This window comes from Prosthecobacter sp. (genome assembly GCF_044378005.1).
Classification (GTDB): Bacteria; Verrucomicrobiota; Verrucomicrobiia; order Verrucomicrobiales; family Verrucomicrobiaceae; genus Prosthecobacter.
This window is the reverse complement of record NZ_JBILYB010000012.1, coordinates 57,444-73,228: the sequence shown is the minus strand read 5'-3', so window position 1 is coordinate 73,228 and position 15,785 is coordinate 57,444. Positions and strand designations below refer to the sequence as shown.

At 61.7% G+C, this 15,785-nt stretch carries 11 protein-coding genes; 5 read left to right on the top strand and 6 right to left on the bottom strand.

Annotated elements, in window-relative coordinates:
- The 3 genes from AC6FTP_RS04640 to AC6FTP_RS04630 form a co-directional block, all read left to right on the top strand.
- Positions 1-6,120: choice-of-anchor I family protein (locus AC6FTP_RS04640; protein WP_497205734.1), on the top strand; the 6,120-nt coding region annotated here is incomplete at its 5' end.
- 136 nt (positions 6,121-6,256) lie between these two features.
- On the top strand, positions 6,257-8,035 hold the full coding sequence (locus AC6FTP_RS04635; RefSeq protein ID WP_497205733.1) for an ABC transporter ATP-binding protein: 1,779 nt from the start codon (positions 6,257-6,259) through the stop codon (positions 8,033-8,035).
- Between the two features lie 51 nt (positions 8,036-8,086).
- Entirely contained in the window at positions 8,087-8,509 is a 423-nt protein-coding gene (locus AC6FTP_RS04630) for a thioredoxin family protein (protein ID WP_497205732.1), read from the top strand.
- A 51-nt stretch (positions 8,510-8,560) separates the two neighbouring features.
- Here the strand turns inward: AC6FTP_RS04630 and AC6FTP_RS04625 are convergent, their stop codons facing one another.
- From AC6FTP_RS04625 to AC6FTP_RS04600, 6 genes are all read right to left on the bottom strand, one after another.
- Positions 8,561-8,902: a GIY-YIG nuclease family protein gene (locus AC6FTP_RS04625; protein WP_497205731.1), complete on the bottom strand. Its 342-nt coding sequence runs from the start codon at positions 8,900-8,902 to the stop codon at positions 8,561-8,563.
- Positions 8,902-10,092: a carboxynorspermidine decarboxylase gene (nspC, locus tag AC6FTP_RS04620; RefSeq protein WP_497205730.1), complete on the bottom strand. Its 1,191-nt coding sequence runs from the start codon at positions 10,090-10,092 to the stop codon at positions 8,902-8,904. Before nspC ends, AC6FTP_RS04625 begins: the two co-directional genes overlap by 1 nt.
- Before the next feature lie 73 nt (positions 10,093-10,165).
- Positions 10,166-10,834, bottom strand: a complete 669-nt coding sequence (locus AC6FTP_RS04615) for a GntR family transcriptional regulator (protein WP_497205729.1) — start codon at positions 10,832-10,834, stop codon at positions 10,166-10,168.
- 8 nt (positions 10,835-10,842) lie between these two features.
- Positions 10,843-11,163: a KH domain-containing protein gene (locus AC6FTP_RS04610; RefSeq protein ID WP_497203044.1), complete on the bottom strand. Its 321-nt coding sequence runs from the start codon at positions 11,161-11,163 to the stop codon at positions 10,843-10,845.
- An 87-nt stretch (positions 11,164-11,250) separates the two neighbouring features.
- Positions 11,251-11,502 carry a 30S ribosomal protein S16 gene (gene rpsP / locus AC6FTP_RS04605; RefSeq protein WP_497205728.1) on the bottom strand — a complete coding sequence of 84 codons (252 nt, stop codon included), beginning with the start codon at positions 11,500-11,502 and terminating at the stop codon, positions 11,251-11,253.
- 159 nt (positions 11,503-11,661) lie between these two features.
- The gene (locus tag AC6FTP_RS04600; RefSeq protein ID WP_497205727.1) at positions 11,662-11,913 is read right to left on the bottom strand and encodes a hypothetical protein; all 252 of its coding nucleotides are present in this window, start codon (positions 11,911-11,913) and stop codon (positions 11,662-11,664) included.
- 124 nt (positions 11,914-12,037) lie between these two features.
- Between AC6FTP_RS04600 and AC6FTP_RS04595 the strand changes: the two genes are divergently transcribed.
- Positions 12,038-12,646, top strand: coding sequence for a riboflavin synthase (locus AC6FTP_RS04595; RefSeq protein ID WP_497205726.1), 609 nt, complete (start codon positions 12,038-12,040; stop codon positions 12,644-12,646).
- Positions 12,647-12,697: 51 nt separating this feature from the next.
- On the top strand, positions 12,698-15,754 hold the full coding sequence (locus tag AC6FTP_RS04590) for a PSD1 and planctomycete cytochrome C domain-containing protein (RefSeq protein ID WP_497205725.1): 3,057 nt from the start codon (positions 12,698-12,700) through the stop codon (positions 15,752-15,754).
- Positions 15,755-15,785: the final 31 nt, after the last annotated feature.

The window sequence follows — 15,785 nt, the reverse complement described above, 5'->3', positions numbered from 1 at the left end:
CTTAATGCAGGAAACCCGCAAGGCACCGAGTTCTACGATCCCGAAGGCATCACCTACATCGGTGGTGGCCAGTTCGTCTTCAGTGAGGAGCGCGAGCGACGTCTCGTGAAGTTCACCTATGCCGCAGGCACCACACTCACGCGTGCCGCGGCGCAGACGGTAGATCTCGGCACCTTTGACGACAACACCGGCACGGAAGGTCTTTCGTATGATCCGCAGACCAGCGGCTTCATTGTCCTGAAGGAAAAGACTCCGATTGGTGTCTTCCAGACCGGTGTGGACTTCGCCGCAGGCACAGCGACGAATGGCTCGCCCACTACGACGAACTCGACGAACCTCTTCGACACCACACTGCTCGGCATGAGCGATGTGGCAGACGTGTTTGCCTTCTCGAACATCCCTTCCATGACCGGCCAGCCGCAGGCAGACAATCTGCTCATCATCGGCCAGGAGAACGCACGAATTGTGAATGTGGACCGCTCTGGAACTATCTTGAGCACACTGAACATCACCTCCGATATCGGCAATCCTTTGAGCGCCGCCGATCAGCAGCATGAAGGCATCACGATGGATCGCGCAGGTAACATCTACGTCGTCAATGAAAACGGCGGCGGCAGCATCGAGTTCCCTCAGCTTTGGGTCTATGCGCCTTCCACGGTACCGAATGCGGCTCCGACAGCCGTGGTGGTGAACAATGCAGTCAATTCCCTTCAGGAAAACACCAGCACCGCCTCGCCGATCAAGGTCGCTGACATCGTCGTCACCGACGACGGCCTCGGCACGAACACGCTGAGCCTCACCGGAGCGGATGCGGCCTCCTTCCAGATCACCGGCAGCTCCTTGTATCTGAAGTCCGGTGTCGTACTCGACTTCGAGACCAAGACCAGCTATGCCGTCACCATCAACGCGGATGACATCACCGTCGGCGCTACGCCAGACGCCACGGTCAACTACACCCTGAGCGTGACGGATCAGGCCGTCGAGACACCTGCGCCTCCTGCTCTCATCATCACCGAAGTGGCTCCTTGGGCCAGCAGCAACGGCGCTGTTGGAGGAGATTGGTTTGAAGTGACGAATGTCAGCGCGAACACGGTGGACATCACGGGCTGGAAAGTGGACGACAGCTCCAACGCCTTTGCCACGGCCATCGCCCTGACCGGCATCACCAGCATCGCGCCCGGCGAATCAGTGATCTTTATCGAAAGCACCGCGCTCAATCAGGCCACCATCGTTAACACCTTCAAAACCGTGTGGTTCAGCGCCAGCCCGCCTGTCGGCCTTCAAGTCGGCACCTATCAAGGCTCCGGCATCGGCCTCAGCACCGGCGGTGACGCGGTGAATCTTTTCACCACAGGCGGCACACGGCACTCCGGCGTCAGCTTCGGCGCTGCGGACGCCACCTCTCCTTTCCAGACCTTCGACAACACGGCCTCTGCCAATGACACAGCCATCTCCCTGCTGAGCAGCACGGGTGTGAATGGAGCCTTCGTCGCCGCCACCAGCGCAGTTGAAATCGGCTCGCCCGGTTACTCCGCTCCTGGCGTGCTTCGCGTCACCGAAACGGCTCCCTGGAGCAGCGGCAACAGCCCTGTGGCTGCCGATTGGTTTGAAGTGACCAACATCGGCGCGCGCAGCGTCGACATCACCGGCTGGAAGGTGGATGACAGCTCTGAATCACCCGCCGCAGCGCTGCCGCTCACCGGCATCACCAGCATCGCTCCAGGTGAATCCGTCGTCTTCATCGAAACCGCGACGCTTCCGACCACGAAGGCCGCTTTCCTCTCCAACTGGTTCGGCGCAAATCCTCCCGCGACACTCCAAGTAGGCGGCTACACGGGCGGCGGCATCGGCCTCAGCACCGGCGGCGACGCCGTGAACCTCTACGACACGAACAATGTCCGTGTGGCGAATGTGTCCTTCGGTCTCGCACCTTCCGCCGCCCCGTTCCGCACCTTTGACAACGCTGCGGGAGCCAATGTCGCGGCCATCACCACCTTGAGCACAACAGGCGTCAACGGAGCCTTCGTCGCGGTGAATTCAGCCACCGAAGTCGGCTCGCCCGGCGCCACGGTCTCAGCTCCGATCGGAGCCTCCTCCGTCAGCATCGCCGCTGCCTCGATCTCCGAAGGCAACACCAGCACCACCATCCTGAACCTGCCGGTGACACGCACGAACACGGCCTCTGTCTTTACCGTCAACTACGCTGTCACGGGTGGCACGGCCACCGCAGGCACAGATTACGTCACGCTCTCCTCGGGCACGCTGAGCTTCGCCTTCAATGGTGCTGCCACTCAGGACATCGCCATCACGGTGAATGGCGACACGGCCATTGAGAGCAATGAAACCATCACCGTGACACTCTCAGGCATCGTGAATTCCAATGGCACCACAACGCTCGGCACCGCAGCAGCCTCCGGCACCATCACCAATGATGACACGGTGCCGGTGAGCTTCCCTGCCTCGGGGCACCTGACTTCGACCATCAAAGGCAGCATCGACCTCGACGCGACACCACTGACCGGCGGCGCGGAGATTCCAGCCTTCGATCCAATCTCGAGGCGCGCCTTCACCTCGTCCAACAGCGGCATTCAGGTCATCGACCTTACCAACCCCGCCGCGCCTGCCTTCATCAGCACCATCGCTCCAGCCACACTCGGCGTTAGCGGCCTGACCAGCAATGACGTGTCCTCCGTGGCGGTCCGTAAAGGTGCTGGAGCCAACCCAAGTGTGCTCGCCGCCGCCATCATCTCCGCGCCGAAATCCACTCCTGGCTATGTCGTCTTCCTGAATGCCGCGACTGGAGCGCTGCTGGGTTCCGCCCAGGTCGGAGCCGTCCCCGATCACATCGCCTTTACCCCCGATGGCACGAAGCTGCTCGTCGCCAACGAAGGTGAAATCGACGGCACGGCGGTGGTGATTTCCGCTGACACGACCCTCGGCACGGTCAGCATCATCCCGGTGGATGCCGCCGGTGCCGCAGGGACAATCAGCACGGCGGACTTCATCTCTTATGACGCGCCTGCCACCATCACCATGCTCATCAATGCGGGTGTGCGCATCTTCCAGGGCGGCAAGCCTTCGACTGACTTCGAGCCGGAGTACTTCGCCATCTCTCCTGATGGAACGAAGGCGATGGTGACACTCCAGGAAGCCAACGCTGTGGCCGTGCTCGACATCGCCACCGCCACCTTCACCTCCGTGACGCCGCTGGGTAAAAAGAACTTCGCCACAGGTCGTCACGACTTCAGCGACCGCGATGGTGCTGGCGCAACAAATCTGATCAATCCCACCACCGGCAGCCCAGTCTATGGCCTCTACATGCCGGACGCTATCGCCGCCTACAACGCCTCCGGCCAAACCTACTACGTCACCGCGAATGAGGGCGACGATCGCAACGACTTCCTCACGCCTGATGAATCCACCACCGTGAGCAATGCAGGTTACGACCTCGACAATACCGTCTTCCCCAATGAAGCCGCTTTGAAGAATCAGGCCAGCCTCGGACGCCTCACCGTCTCCAATGCTCCCGGCCTGCGCGGTGACACCGACAACGATGGCGACATCGACGAGATCCTCAGCTACGGCGGCCGATCCTTCTCCATCCTCGACTCCACCGGAGCCATCGTCTTCGACAGCGGCGACATGATCGAAAACATCATCGCCTCGCAGTTCACCGCGAACTTTGATGATGGCCGCAGCGACAACAAAGGCCCTGAGCCCGAAGGTGTCACCGTGTCAGTCATCGGCAGCCGCACCTACGCCTTCGTCGGCCTGGAGCGCTCACACATGGCGCTCGTCTTTGACGTGACGAATCCCGCCGCAGTCACCTTCACAGGCGGCCTCGCCCGCGCTGGCGACTTGAATCCCGAAGGCCTTGTCGTCGTCTCGGCTGCTGATAGCCCCACTGGCAAGCCGCTGCTGCTCGTCGCCTCCGAAGTCTCGCAGACTCTCACCGTCTTCGAGTTGTACCCAACCACGGTAACGAACGTCACCCCCGCCATCGGCAGCACCTCCGGCGGCACCAGCGTGACGATCACCGGCACCAGCTTTGCCGGAGTCACCGCAGTGACCTTTGGCGGGACGGCTGCCACCAGCTACACCGTGGACAGCGCCACTCAGATCACCGCCACGACCCCGTCCCATGCTTCTGGTTTGGCGGATGTCACCGTAACCACCCCTGTCAGCACGGGGACGGGAGCGGGGCTTTACACCTTTGTGGCCCCTGAAATCGTCGTCCACGATGGCAGTCATGCCCTGGCTCAGGAACTGACAGACGGCCAGGTCACGGCGGTGAATTTCGGCGGCACGGCCCCGAATACCGCCAGCGTGCGCAGCTTCCTCATTCGCAATACCAGTGCGGTGGACCTGAAAATCTCCAGCATCATAGCACCCTCCGGCTATGTCACCAATGGCGTCCCGGCCACGCTGGCTCCCGGCACCTCCTACGGCTTCCAGGTCGCGCTGCAAAGCGCCACTCCAGCCGCCTACTCCGGCAATGTCGTCATCAACAGCGACGACGTGGATGAGGCCGCCTTTGACTTCCCCGTCACCGGCTCCGTCGTGGCCCCCGGCAGTGCTCCTGTGGTCAATGTAGGCGGCGATGTCGCCGTTCCTGGATCCACCGGCAGCACGGTGCTCGGCGGTCCGGTCGGCTCCACGCTTTACAACCTCATCGGCTCTCCCGCGATCAACTCCAGCGGCGTACTCGCCAGCGCCGTGCAGATCCGCCACGCTGATGCCAGCCTGCACACCGGCATGATGGTCGGCCAGCCGCTGGCACTCATCGTCACGGACACTCAAACAGCTCCCTCCCTCCCCGGAGTGACTCATTTCAGCTTCTCACCTCCCGTCATCAATGAAGCCGGGCAGATCGCCTTCATCGGTGAAGTGCGCGGCGCGGGCATCACCAAGGGCGTCAACAGCCGATGCCTGTTTAGCAATACCAGCGACGGCGTGCTCAAGCTCGCGGCCCAGGTCGGCATGGCCACCACTCTTGGCAGCAATCTGAAGACCATCGGCAACTTCTCCATCGGCGGAGATCTGGTGATCTTCCTCGGCACCCTGGTGGACAACCGCGTCGTGCTCTTCGGCTGGGACGCCAGCACCGGTCTCCGCCCGCTCATGCGCAACGGCCAAAGCCTCAACGCCAACGGCGTCACCAGGACCGTAAAGAGCTTCAGCATCCTTGAGACCGGCAACGCCTCCTCCGGCCATGGTAGGGAGATCAGCGTCGCCCCCACCGGTGAATCACTCGTCACCCTGGGTGTCGCCTTTACCAATGGCAGCTCTGGCGTCGTCGTCGGCAGCTTCGATGGCACCAGTGACACCGGCTTCGACGTGACCTACGGAGCCAGCCAGCAGCTCGCGGACACTTATGCCGCTCCGGCTGTCATCCCATTGGCGAAGTGGAACAGCTTCCGCAGCCCCGGCTTCGACAACACGGGCAACTACTTCGGCTTCATCAGCCAGATGGTCACGAACACCCTGGCGGGAGTCAGCAGCACGAACAACGTCGGCGTCTTCGTCGATACCGCTCCCGGAGTCCTGACACTGCAACTGCGTGAAAATGATGTGGCCACGGGCACCACGGCGGGAGTCGTGTTCAGCGACTTCAGCGACCTCGTGCTCGGCGGCGGGGACTACGAGTTCCTCGTCAAAGGCGAAGTGCGAGGCAGCGGAGTCGTCACCAACGTGAATGACAAAGGCCTGTGGGCGCAGCACGCCACCAGTGGCCTCATGCTTGTGGCGCGGGAAGGCAGCGAAGCACCCGGAGTCAGCGGCAGCACCTTCTTGAGGTTGACCCAGATCGCGCTGCCCGGAACTGCACAGCCCATTTTCCAGGCCACGATGAAAACCGGAACCGGCGGAGTGACCACCGCGAACGACACCGGCCTGTGGGTGGTGAACGAAGCTGGCGAAGTGAAGCTCGCCGTGCGTGAAGGCGATGTGATCAACGTGGGCGGAACGAACCGAAGCGTGACCGCGATCACGGCCCTGCTCAACGGCACGACCACAGGTGGAGCCCTGGGCCGCCGGGCCTTCCTTGAAGACGGCCAGCTCACCGTGCTGCTGACCTTCAGCGGCGGCATCCAAGCCAATGCCAAGGTCGTGGTGCCCTAAGGCCAGCGACGAGAGTGCGTGCCCGCTGTTTGCTCGATGAGCAGCAGCGGGCACGTTCTATTTGAGTGCAATGGCATTGCCAGTGGGCAAACACGACCTAGCATCCACGCCCACCAACGCCGCACCCACTCACTGAATGCCCGAAGCCCCTGACTCAAAGAAACTCTGGAACCGTGCCGCGTGGAAAGATGCGGCGTTCTTCCTCCGCTACCTGCGTCCGCACTTCAATGTCTTCATCCCCGCGATGGTGGCGCTGGCACTGACGGCAGGTCTGACCGTGGCTTTCATCTACCTGCTTTCCGATCTTGCTGGCAAAGGGCTCGCCGGAGCCAAAGGCCCCGAGTGGACTGCTGAACTTCATGCCACACTCCTGACCATGCTCGGGCTCGTGTCCGCACAGGCGGTAATCGCCTTCTTCCGCATCATGCTCTTTGCCAAGGCCTCCGAACGTGCGCTGGCACAACTGCGGATGGACACCTTCAGCCGCATCATCCGTCTGCCGATGGATACGCTGAACAAGCGCCGAGTCGGTGAACTGGCCTCACGCATCGCCAATGACGTGGAGTCCATGCGCGAGACGCTGGTGATGACGATCCCGATGCTGCTGCGCCACACCGTCATGCTCACCGGCTGCCTCGTGCTGGTGACGCAGATCTCCATCAAGCTCGCCCTCATCATGGTCGGCACCGTGCCGGTGGCGATTGTGATGATCGCGCTCTTCGGCGCTCGCATCCGCAAGCTGGTCCGCAAGTCCCAGGACAATCTCGCCGCCACGCAGGTCATCGTGGAAGAGGGCCTGCAAAGCATCGTCAGCGTGAAAGCCTTCTCCAACGAGGCGCACGAGTCAGGCCGCTACAACGCCAAGCTCAACGAGTTCCTCAGCATGGCGCTGCGCGCGGCGACACCTCGCGCTGCCTTCATCGCCTTCATCATTTTTTCCTTCAGCATCGCGCTCATCGTCGTCGTCTGGGCGGCACTGACCATGCTGGCGGAGGGAGAGATCGCGACGCCAGCGCTGTCCCGCTTCGCCGCCCTCAGTGGGATGATCGCGGCGTCGTTTGCGCAGTTCTCCGAACTCATCACCCAGCTACAGCGCACGCTCGGTGCCACGGATCGTGTGCGCGAACTGCTCTGCGAGCCGATGGAGCCGCAGGATGAATCCGTGCAGATGCGCCGCTTCAAGGGCGAGATCGAAGTGCAGGACGTGAGCTTCGCCTACCCCACGCGCCCCGATGCGGTGGTGCTGCGCGAGTTTGGCTTCAAAGCCGAGGCCGGGCAACGCATCGCCCTCGTGGGACCGAGCGGCTCGGGCAAGACAACCACGGTTTCGCTGCTCTTCCGCTTCTATGAACCGACGAGTGGCAGCATCCGCATCGACGGACAGGAGACCAAGGACATGCCTTTGACCCTGCTGCGGAAAAATCTCGCCCTCGTGCCTCAGGAAGTGCTGCTCTTCGGCGGCTCGATCCGCGAAAACATCGCCTACGGCAAACCGGGAGCCAGCGATGCCGAGATTCAGGAGGCTGCTCGTCAGGCCAATGCACATCTCTTCATCGAAAAACTTCCCGAGGGCTACGAGACCCAGGTCGGCGAACGTGGCACCCAGCTTTCCGGCGGGCAGCGGCAGCGCATCGCCATCGCCCGCGCCATTTTGGCGGACCCTGCCATCCTCATCCTCGATGAAGCCACCAGCAGCCTCGATGCCGAGAGCGAGCGTCTCGTGCAGGACGCGCTGGATAAGCTCATGGAGAACCGCACCTCCATCATCATCGCCCACCGCCTCTCCACAGTGCGGCGCTGTGATCAAATTCTCGTCCTCTCCGGCGGCACCATCGTGGAGCGCGGCACGCATGATGAACTTTTGGCGAAGTCCGGCAGCCTTTATGGCACGCTGGCGCGTTTGCAGTTGGAATAATTACCAACGAATCCCGTCTTAACCCTGTCTCTGACAAACCCACCACACCCCATGAAGAAACTCCTCACCCTCCTCCTCGCTGCATTCATGCTTCCTGCATTCGCCAGCGAGTTCCCTGAAGGCAGCCCGAAATTCGGCACTGACTTTGAAGCCGCCAAGAAGGTCGCCGCAGAATCTGGCAAACCCATGATCGTCGTCTTTTCCGCCGCATGGTGCCCACCCTGCCAGAGCATGAAGAAGAACGTCTATCCCAGCGCTGACGTGAAACCCCTGCACGACAAATTCGTCTGGGCATACCTCGACGTCGATGATGAGAAGAACGCCAAAATCGCCGAACAATACAAAGTGCAGGGCATCCCGCACATTCAGTTCCTCGGCAAGGACGGCAAAGATCTCGGAAACCAAGTCGGTGGCGTGGCCCCGGCTGAGTTTGCCGGCCTCCTGACCAAGGTCAGCGAAAAGGCTGCCAAGTAATCCTGACAGCTTTTCAATTCCAGGCGCTCACCGGAAACGGTGAGCGCTTTTTTATGCCTCCCCGCGCAGCAGGCAGGACACTGCATCCTTCCGCGCCCGGCTGCGCAGCTTCTTCTCCTTGGCCTCGCGGCTCAGCGACTTGAAAGCCAGCTCGGCTTTTAAAGCAGCGGACTGGTTCACGGCGGACCATGATTTTACCAGCAGCACCGGACCACGCCCACGCGTGTAGCGCGCGCCCTTGCCACGATTGTGCTGATCGAGCCGCCGTGTCAGATCATTGGTGATACCGCAGTAGAGTGTGCCATCACGACAGCGCAGAACATAAAGCACCCAAGTCCGAGGCGGCTTCGAGACTTCTTCATCGCTGCCGCCAGATTGGGTGCGCTTGCTCATCAGGAAAGCTTGGTCTTGAAGTCCTCATAGCCAAACCGCCGCACCACACGCAGCACGCCGGTTTCGGGATCGTAGAGGTCGATGTCGGGATGCGGCACGCCGTTGAAGGTGCTGGTCTTCACCATGGTGTAGTGCGCCATGTCGGTGAAGACGAGCTTCTGGCCGATCTTCAGCGGCTCGGGGAAGCTGTATTCATTGATCACATCACCGGCGAGGCAGGTCATGCCGCCAAGGCGATAGGTATGGGGCAGCACGCCGGGTTTGTCGGTGCCGAGAATGTGCGGGCGGTAGGGCATCTCCAGGGTGTCCGGCATGTGGGCGGTGGCGGAGGTGTCGAGGATCGCCGTCGGGATGTCCGTGGGCACGATGTCCAGTACACTGGCGATCAGGTAGCCGGTGTTCAGCGCCACGGCCTCACCGGGCTCCAGATACACTTCCTTGCCCCAGCGCTCCTTGAAGCTGCGGAGCACGCGCACGAGGCGCTCCACATCATAGTCCTTGCGAGTGATGTGGTGTCCGCCGCCCATGTTCACCCACTGCACCTGCGCCAGCAGTTTGGGGAAACGCCGCTCCACCGCCGCCAGCGTGCGCTCCAGGACATCACTGTCCTGCTCACACAAGGCGTGGAAGTGCAGCCCTTCCAGGCCACTGAGATCTTCGCCCTCCAGCGTCTCAGCACGGATGCCGAGACGGCAGCTCGGCGAGCACGGATCGTAGAGACTGCACGCCACCTCGCTGTGCTCAGGGTTCACGCGGATGCCTGGGCTCGGCGCAGGCTTGCCAGCGGCGCGCGCGGCATCCAGCAGCGGCCTCCACTTCCGCCATTGGGTCAGGGAATTAAAACTGATGTGGTGGGAGATCGGGATGATGGTCTCCATCTCCGCCTGTTTAAAAGCGGGCGCATAGACATGCAGTTCCTTGCGGAATTCCTCATGCCCGAGCAGCGCCTCATGCAGTCCGCTGGAGCAGCAGCCGTGCAGATACTCACGCACCAGATCAAAGGTGGCGAACATCGAGAAGCCTTTCAGCGCCAGCAGGATGCGCGCGCCCGAGTCACGCTGCACGAGAGCCAGCTTCTCCAGATTCTTTTTCAAAAGACCACGATCAACGACATACGCAGGCGTCTCGACGGACTCGACGTCAAAGGCGGGCGCGGGCTGCTCAAACACATGCGGAGGGGTGGGGGCCATGCGCGCAGGGGGATAGCGAGATGCGACAGCGATGCCAGCGACATTCCGGGAAAGTGATCCAAACGCCGCTGACCTACTCCTCCGCCGGCACGAACTGTCGATAATGATCGGCCGCCGTTTGATTGTGGCGGGCGAGCAGCGAGCCGAGCTGGACTGCGTCTTTGTCGCGGAAAGCACGCACGATGGCCTGATGATCCTGATTAGCAGTCACCATGTCCGGCGGCTGGGTGCACTGAAAAGCAAGGCGGTGCAGGCGCTCCCATTCGGTGAGCAATGAGTGGAGTGTCTGCTCCGCCCGCGTAAAGCCAGCGATGCGGCAAGGCAGAAGGTGAAACTCACGATTCGCAGCTTCAAAACCAGCGCGATCACGACGACGAGCGGTGCTTTCCAGACGCTCCAGCAGCTTGTCGAGTTCAGCGAGGTGCTCGTCCGTGAGATGGGGCAAGGCATGCACTGCGGAGAGTCCCTCCAGCGCTCCGAGCATGGCAAAGATCTCGCCGAGGGACGACACCTCCACCGGGGTGACACGCACGCCTGTGTGCGGACGGATCTCCACGAGCCGCTCGGTCTGGAGCTGGCGCAGCGCCTCGCGCACGGGGATGATGCTGACCTGGAAACGCTTGGCGAGGGCATCAATGACGAGCACTTCACCGGGTTTCAGTGCGCCACCGACGATCTCCCCACGCAGGGCCTCATAGACGGCCATGTGCTTCGTGGGAATGGTGACCACGGGCTTTGACATGGCCATCTTTACTCCTTGGCAGCCTGGGCTTCGCGGGCCTGCTCCTGCTCGGGGGTTTCCTCGGCTTCGAGATCACGAGCCACACCGACGCGGAGACTGACTTTGATGCCGTGCTTCTCCGCTGCGGTGTTTAAAAGCGAGCGGATGGAACTCACCGTCAGGCCATTCTTGCCGATGACATGCCGCACGTCCTGAGGAGCAAGCTCCACGCGATAGACGACCGCCCCTGAGGCATTGCGCCCGACAGCGATGCTCGCCTGCTGCGGGTGGTCGATCAGATTGGAGACAACGTAGGCCAGGAATTCGCGGAGAGCTTCAGGGGCGTCCATGATGAGTGAGAATACGTTTTGCGGTGTCCAAAAAAAAGCCGCCGGTGATTGTGTCACCCGGCGGCGTTAGAATTCTGACAGAGCAGATTACTTCGCCGCAGCGATGCGGGCGTTTTTGATCAGGCTCTTCACAGTGGGGCTGGGCAGTGCGCCCTTGGATATCCAGGCGTCCACTTTGGAGAGATCGAGAATGGCATTACCCTTCTCAAGAGCAGGATTATAACTGCCAAGGATTTCCAGGAAGCGACCATCGCGCTTGAAGCGCTTGTCAGCAGCTACAACGCGATAAACGTGGCGCCCGTGGGCACCTTCCTGACGGAGACGAAGAACAACGGCCATGATTTAAGTAAGTGGGACTTTTTCGAGGGAGGCGGATAGTGGGGGCGAAGAGTCCGAAATCAAGGCGTTTTTTTGGGGTTTCTCCCCGCTTGGCTTTCGGACGGCTATCAGAAGGTCGAAACCTGAGCTGATAACAATCCCCACTCGTCTGCCAGTAAATTACTCAGCGGCAGGAGCTTCAACTGCGGCAACGGCCTCAACAGGAGCGGCGACGACAGCTTCAACAGCGGCGGCTGGCTTGGCGGCTTTCTTGGTGGCAGCCTTTTTGGCTGGGGCTTTCTTGGCGGCCTTCGGTTCGCTCTTGGCGGCACGGGCTTTGCGGCTCACTCCAGCTTTCACGAGCGCCTTTTTACGGGCGATGTAAGCTTTGCGGCGGCGGCGTTTGATGATCTTGTTGAGTTGCTGGCCCATGTAGGTGGTCTAGTTGGTGGTTACGGGAAAAACGGCCCGGAGAGTGGCACCTTCCGCAGGCGAATCAAGGGCGGATTCTCAGCAGAGCTTGCGTGGAGCTACCTGAGGCTCTACACAGCGGCCCATGTTCACCGGCCTCGTCGAATCCACCGGCACCGTCCTCAGCCTCGAACCTCGCGGCGAAAGCGCCCGCCTGACCCTGAATGTCGGCCCCATGGCCGCAGAGCTTACCCAGGGGGAAAGCGTCGCCGTCAATGGTTGCTGCCTCACTGTCACCAGCTTCGACCCGAGCGAGCAAACCGCCTGCTTTGACCTGCTCATGCAGACCCTCCGCGTCACCAGCCTGGGCGATCTGAAATCGGGCAGCCTCGTCAATCTGGAGCGCGCCATGGCCATGGGCGCACGCTTTGGCGGCCATCTCGTCCAAGGTCATGTGGATGCCACCCTGCGCGTGCTCGACTGGAGTCTCCACGGGCAAGACCACCGGCTCGAAGTCGAATTCCCCGCCGAGCATCACGGGCTCGTGATCCCCAAAGGCTCCATCTGTCTCGACGGCATCTCCCTCACCGCCGCCGAGGTCACAACGACCAGCGTCGTCTGCTGGATCATCCCGCACACCCATCAGATCACCCATCTGCACACCAAACAGATCGGCGACCGCCTGAATGTGGAGTTCGACATGCTCGGCAAATACGTCCGCGAACTCGTCAAAGCCCAGCTCGCGCAGGCCTGAGCCGGTCAAAGATAGAGAAGAAGCAGGCCTCTTGCGCGTATGATGCAGCGCATGTTCCGCCCCCTGCTTGCCCTCTTCGTTCTCACCTCCGCCGCTCAGGCGGGGACGATCGTTTTCAACCGCGATGTCCGCCCCATCCTCTCGGACAAATGCTTTCACTGCCACGGCTTCGATGAAAAGAACCGCAAAGGCGAACTCCGCCTCGATCTGCGGGATCAAGCCCTGAAGCCCGCCGAATCTGGCACCGCCGCCATCGTCCCAGGCAAACCGGAAAAAAGTGAGCTGCTGGCCCGCGTGCTCGCCACGAATGCGGACGACATCATGCCGCCGAGCAAGCTCCACAAAGCAGTCACCCCCGCCGAAGCGGCTGTCTTGAAACAATGGATCGCCGAAGGTGCCGAGTATCAGGGCCACTGGGCCTTTGAGCCCGTGGCTCCCCAGAAGGCGAAGAGCATCGACGAACTGCTGGAGACTCGCCTGAAGAAGGAAGGCCTGGCTTTTTCCCCCGAAGCAGACGCAGAGACGCTGATCCGCCGTGCCACGCTGGACCTCACCGGACTGCCGCCGACGCCAGAAGCCGTTTCGTCATTCGTCATTCGGAATTCGTCATTTGAGAGCATCGTCGATCAGCTCCTCCAAAGCCCCGCCTACGGCGAACACATGGCCCGCGAGTGGCTCGACTTCGCCCGCTTTGCCGACAGCCATGGCTTCCAGACCGACAGCTCCCGCAGCATGTGGCCTTGGCGGGATTGGGTGATCAACGCCTTCAATAGCAACCAACCCTTTGACCAGTTCACCATCGAGCAGATCGCCGGTGATCTTTTACCAAACGCCACCCAGCCGCAGTTCATCGCTACCGGCTTCAACCGCAACCACCGCATCAACGGCGAAGGCGGCATCATCGACGAAGAGTGGCGCATCGAGAACATCATCGACCGCGTGGAGACGACGAGCTTCACCTGGCTCGGCCTGACCATGAACTGCGCCCGCTGCCATGATCACAAGTATGACCCGATCACGCAGAAGGACTTCTATTCCCTCTTCGCCTTCTTCAACAACGTCGAGGAGCGCGGCAGCATCCAGGGCGCCAGCAACCGCAGCGGCGGCAATTCCCTGCCCATCATGAATGTGACCTCTGCCGAACAAGAAAAGCAGATCACCACGATGAAAACAGAGATCGCCGACGCTGAAAAAGCCGCCGCTGAATCTCGGAAAGGCCTGCCTGCCCTGCTATCCGAATGGGAAAAGAATGTCGCCGGCAAATTGAGCGAACAGAAGTCTGCCTGGACCTTGCTGGAGCCCACGCAGGTCGTCTCAAAGCTTAAAGAACAAGGGGCCAAACTCACCCGCCAGCCCGATGCCAGCTACCTCGCCAGCGGCCCGAATCCGACCAAGGACATCTACCTTTACGATGCCCCCATGCCGAAGGACGGCGTGTCCGGCTTCCTGCTCGAATGCTTCACCGATCCTTCTTTGCCCGGCGGCAGTCTCGGACGCTACTCGAACGGCAATTTCGTGCTCAGCGACTTCGATGTCTTCATCCAGAAGCCCGGCGGCAAGCCTGAGAAACAGACGCTTTCCAAAGCCGAAGCCGACTTCAGCCAAAAAGGCTACGAGATCACCAGCATCCTCAACAAACGCAATCGTGGCAAAGGCTGGGCCATCGACGGACCCACGCGGAAGGAAAACCGCCGCGCCATGTTCCTACTGGAGCGCGCCGTCAGCTACACCGAAGGCGCGCAGGTCCTGCTCCGCCTCCGCCACGAAGCCATCGGCGGGCATAACATCGGCCGCTTCCGCCTCTCCAGCACTGCTTTGCCTGCCGCCAGCGTGAAGCTCGATGGCAATGCCGATCTCGCCAAAATCCAGGCCGTGCTCGCCACTGCTGCCGACAAACGCACGCCTGCGCAGAAGAAGGAACTTGAAGCCTACTACCTCGCCACCGTGAACAGCCCCGTGAAGCAGGCCGCCGACCTCGTCGCCACGAAAAAGAAGGCGCTGGAGACTTTTGAAAACAGCCTGCCCACCACCATGGTCATGAAGGAGGCCAAAACCACCCGCGATGCCTTCATCCTCACCCGGGGTGAATACGACAAACCCGCCGGCAAAGTCACCATGGCCGTCCCCTCCTGGCTGCACCCCATGCCAAAGGACGCCCCCATGAACCGCCTCGGCCTAGCCAAATGGCTGGCCAGCGCCGACAATCCCCTCACGGCCCGTGTTTGGGTGAATCGCCAGTGGGAGCGCCTCTTCGGCGTCGGCCTCTGCAAGACCACCGAGAACTTCGGCTTCCAGGCCGAGTATCCCGTGCACCCCGAACTGCTCGACTGGCTCGCCGCCGAGTTCATGAAGAGCGGCTGGGACATGAAGCACATGCTGAAGCTCATGGTCATGTCCAAAGCCTACCGCCAGAGCAGCAAAGTCACCCCCGCCCTGCTGGAGCGCGATCCCGAAAACCGCCTGCTCGCCCGTGGCCCGCGCTTCCGCCTGAGTGGCGAAGTCGTCCGCGATCAGGCGCTCGCCATCGGCGGACTGCTCGTGCCAAAGATCGGCGGGCCCAGCGTCCGCCCCTACATGCCTGAGGGCGTCTGGGATGAGACCAGCAAATACGGCGACCTCCGCGGCTACAAGGCCGACACCGGCGAAAGCCTCTACCGCCGCAGCCTTTACACCATCTGGAAGCGCACCGCCGCACCGCCCACCATGCTGCTCTTTGATGCCCCCACGCGTGAGATCTGCACCGTGAAGCGCAGCCGCACCAACACCCCGCTGCAAGCGCTCGCCATGCTGAACGAAGTCACCTTTGTCGAAGCCCAGCGCGGCCTCGGCGAGCTCATGATGAAGAACGGCAGCACCCCCGAGCAACGCATCGCCTACGGCTACCAACGCGCCACCGCCCGCGTAGCCGATGCCGACACCGTGAAGCTGCTCGCCAAAGGCCTGAACGAACGCCGCCAGTGGTTCGCCACCCACCCTGAAGATGCGCAGAAAGCCATCACCCAAGGTGCCTCCAAGCCCGATCCCAAACTCGACCCCGCCGAACTCGCCGCCTACACCACGACGGCGGGTGTGCTCATGAATCTGGATCGCGTCGTGACCCGTGACTGAAGAAGAGAAGTAGGCAGTGCTCAGTCCACCC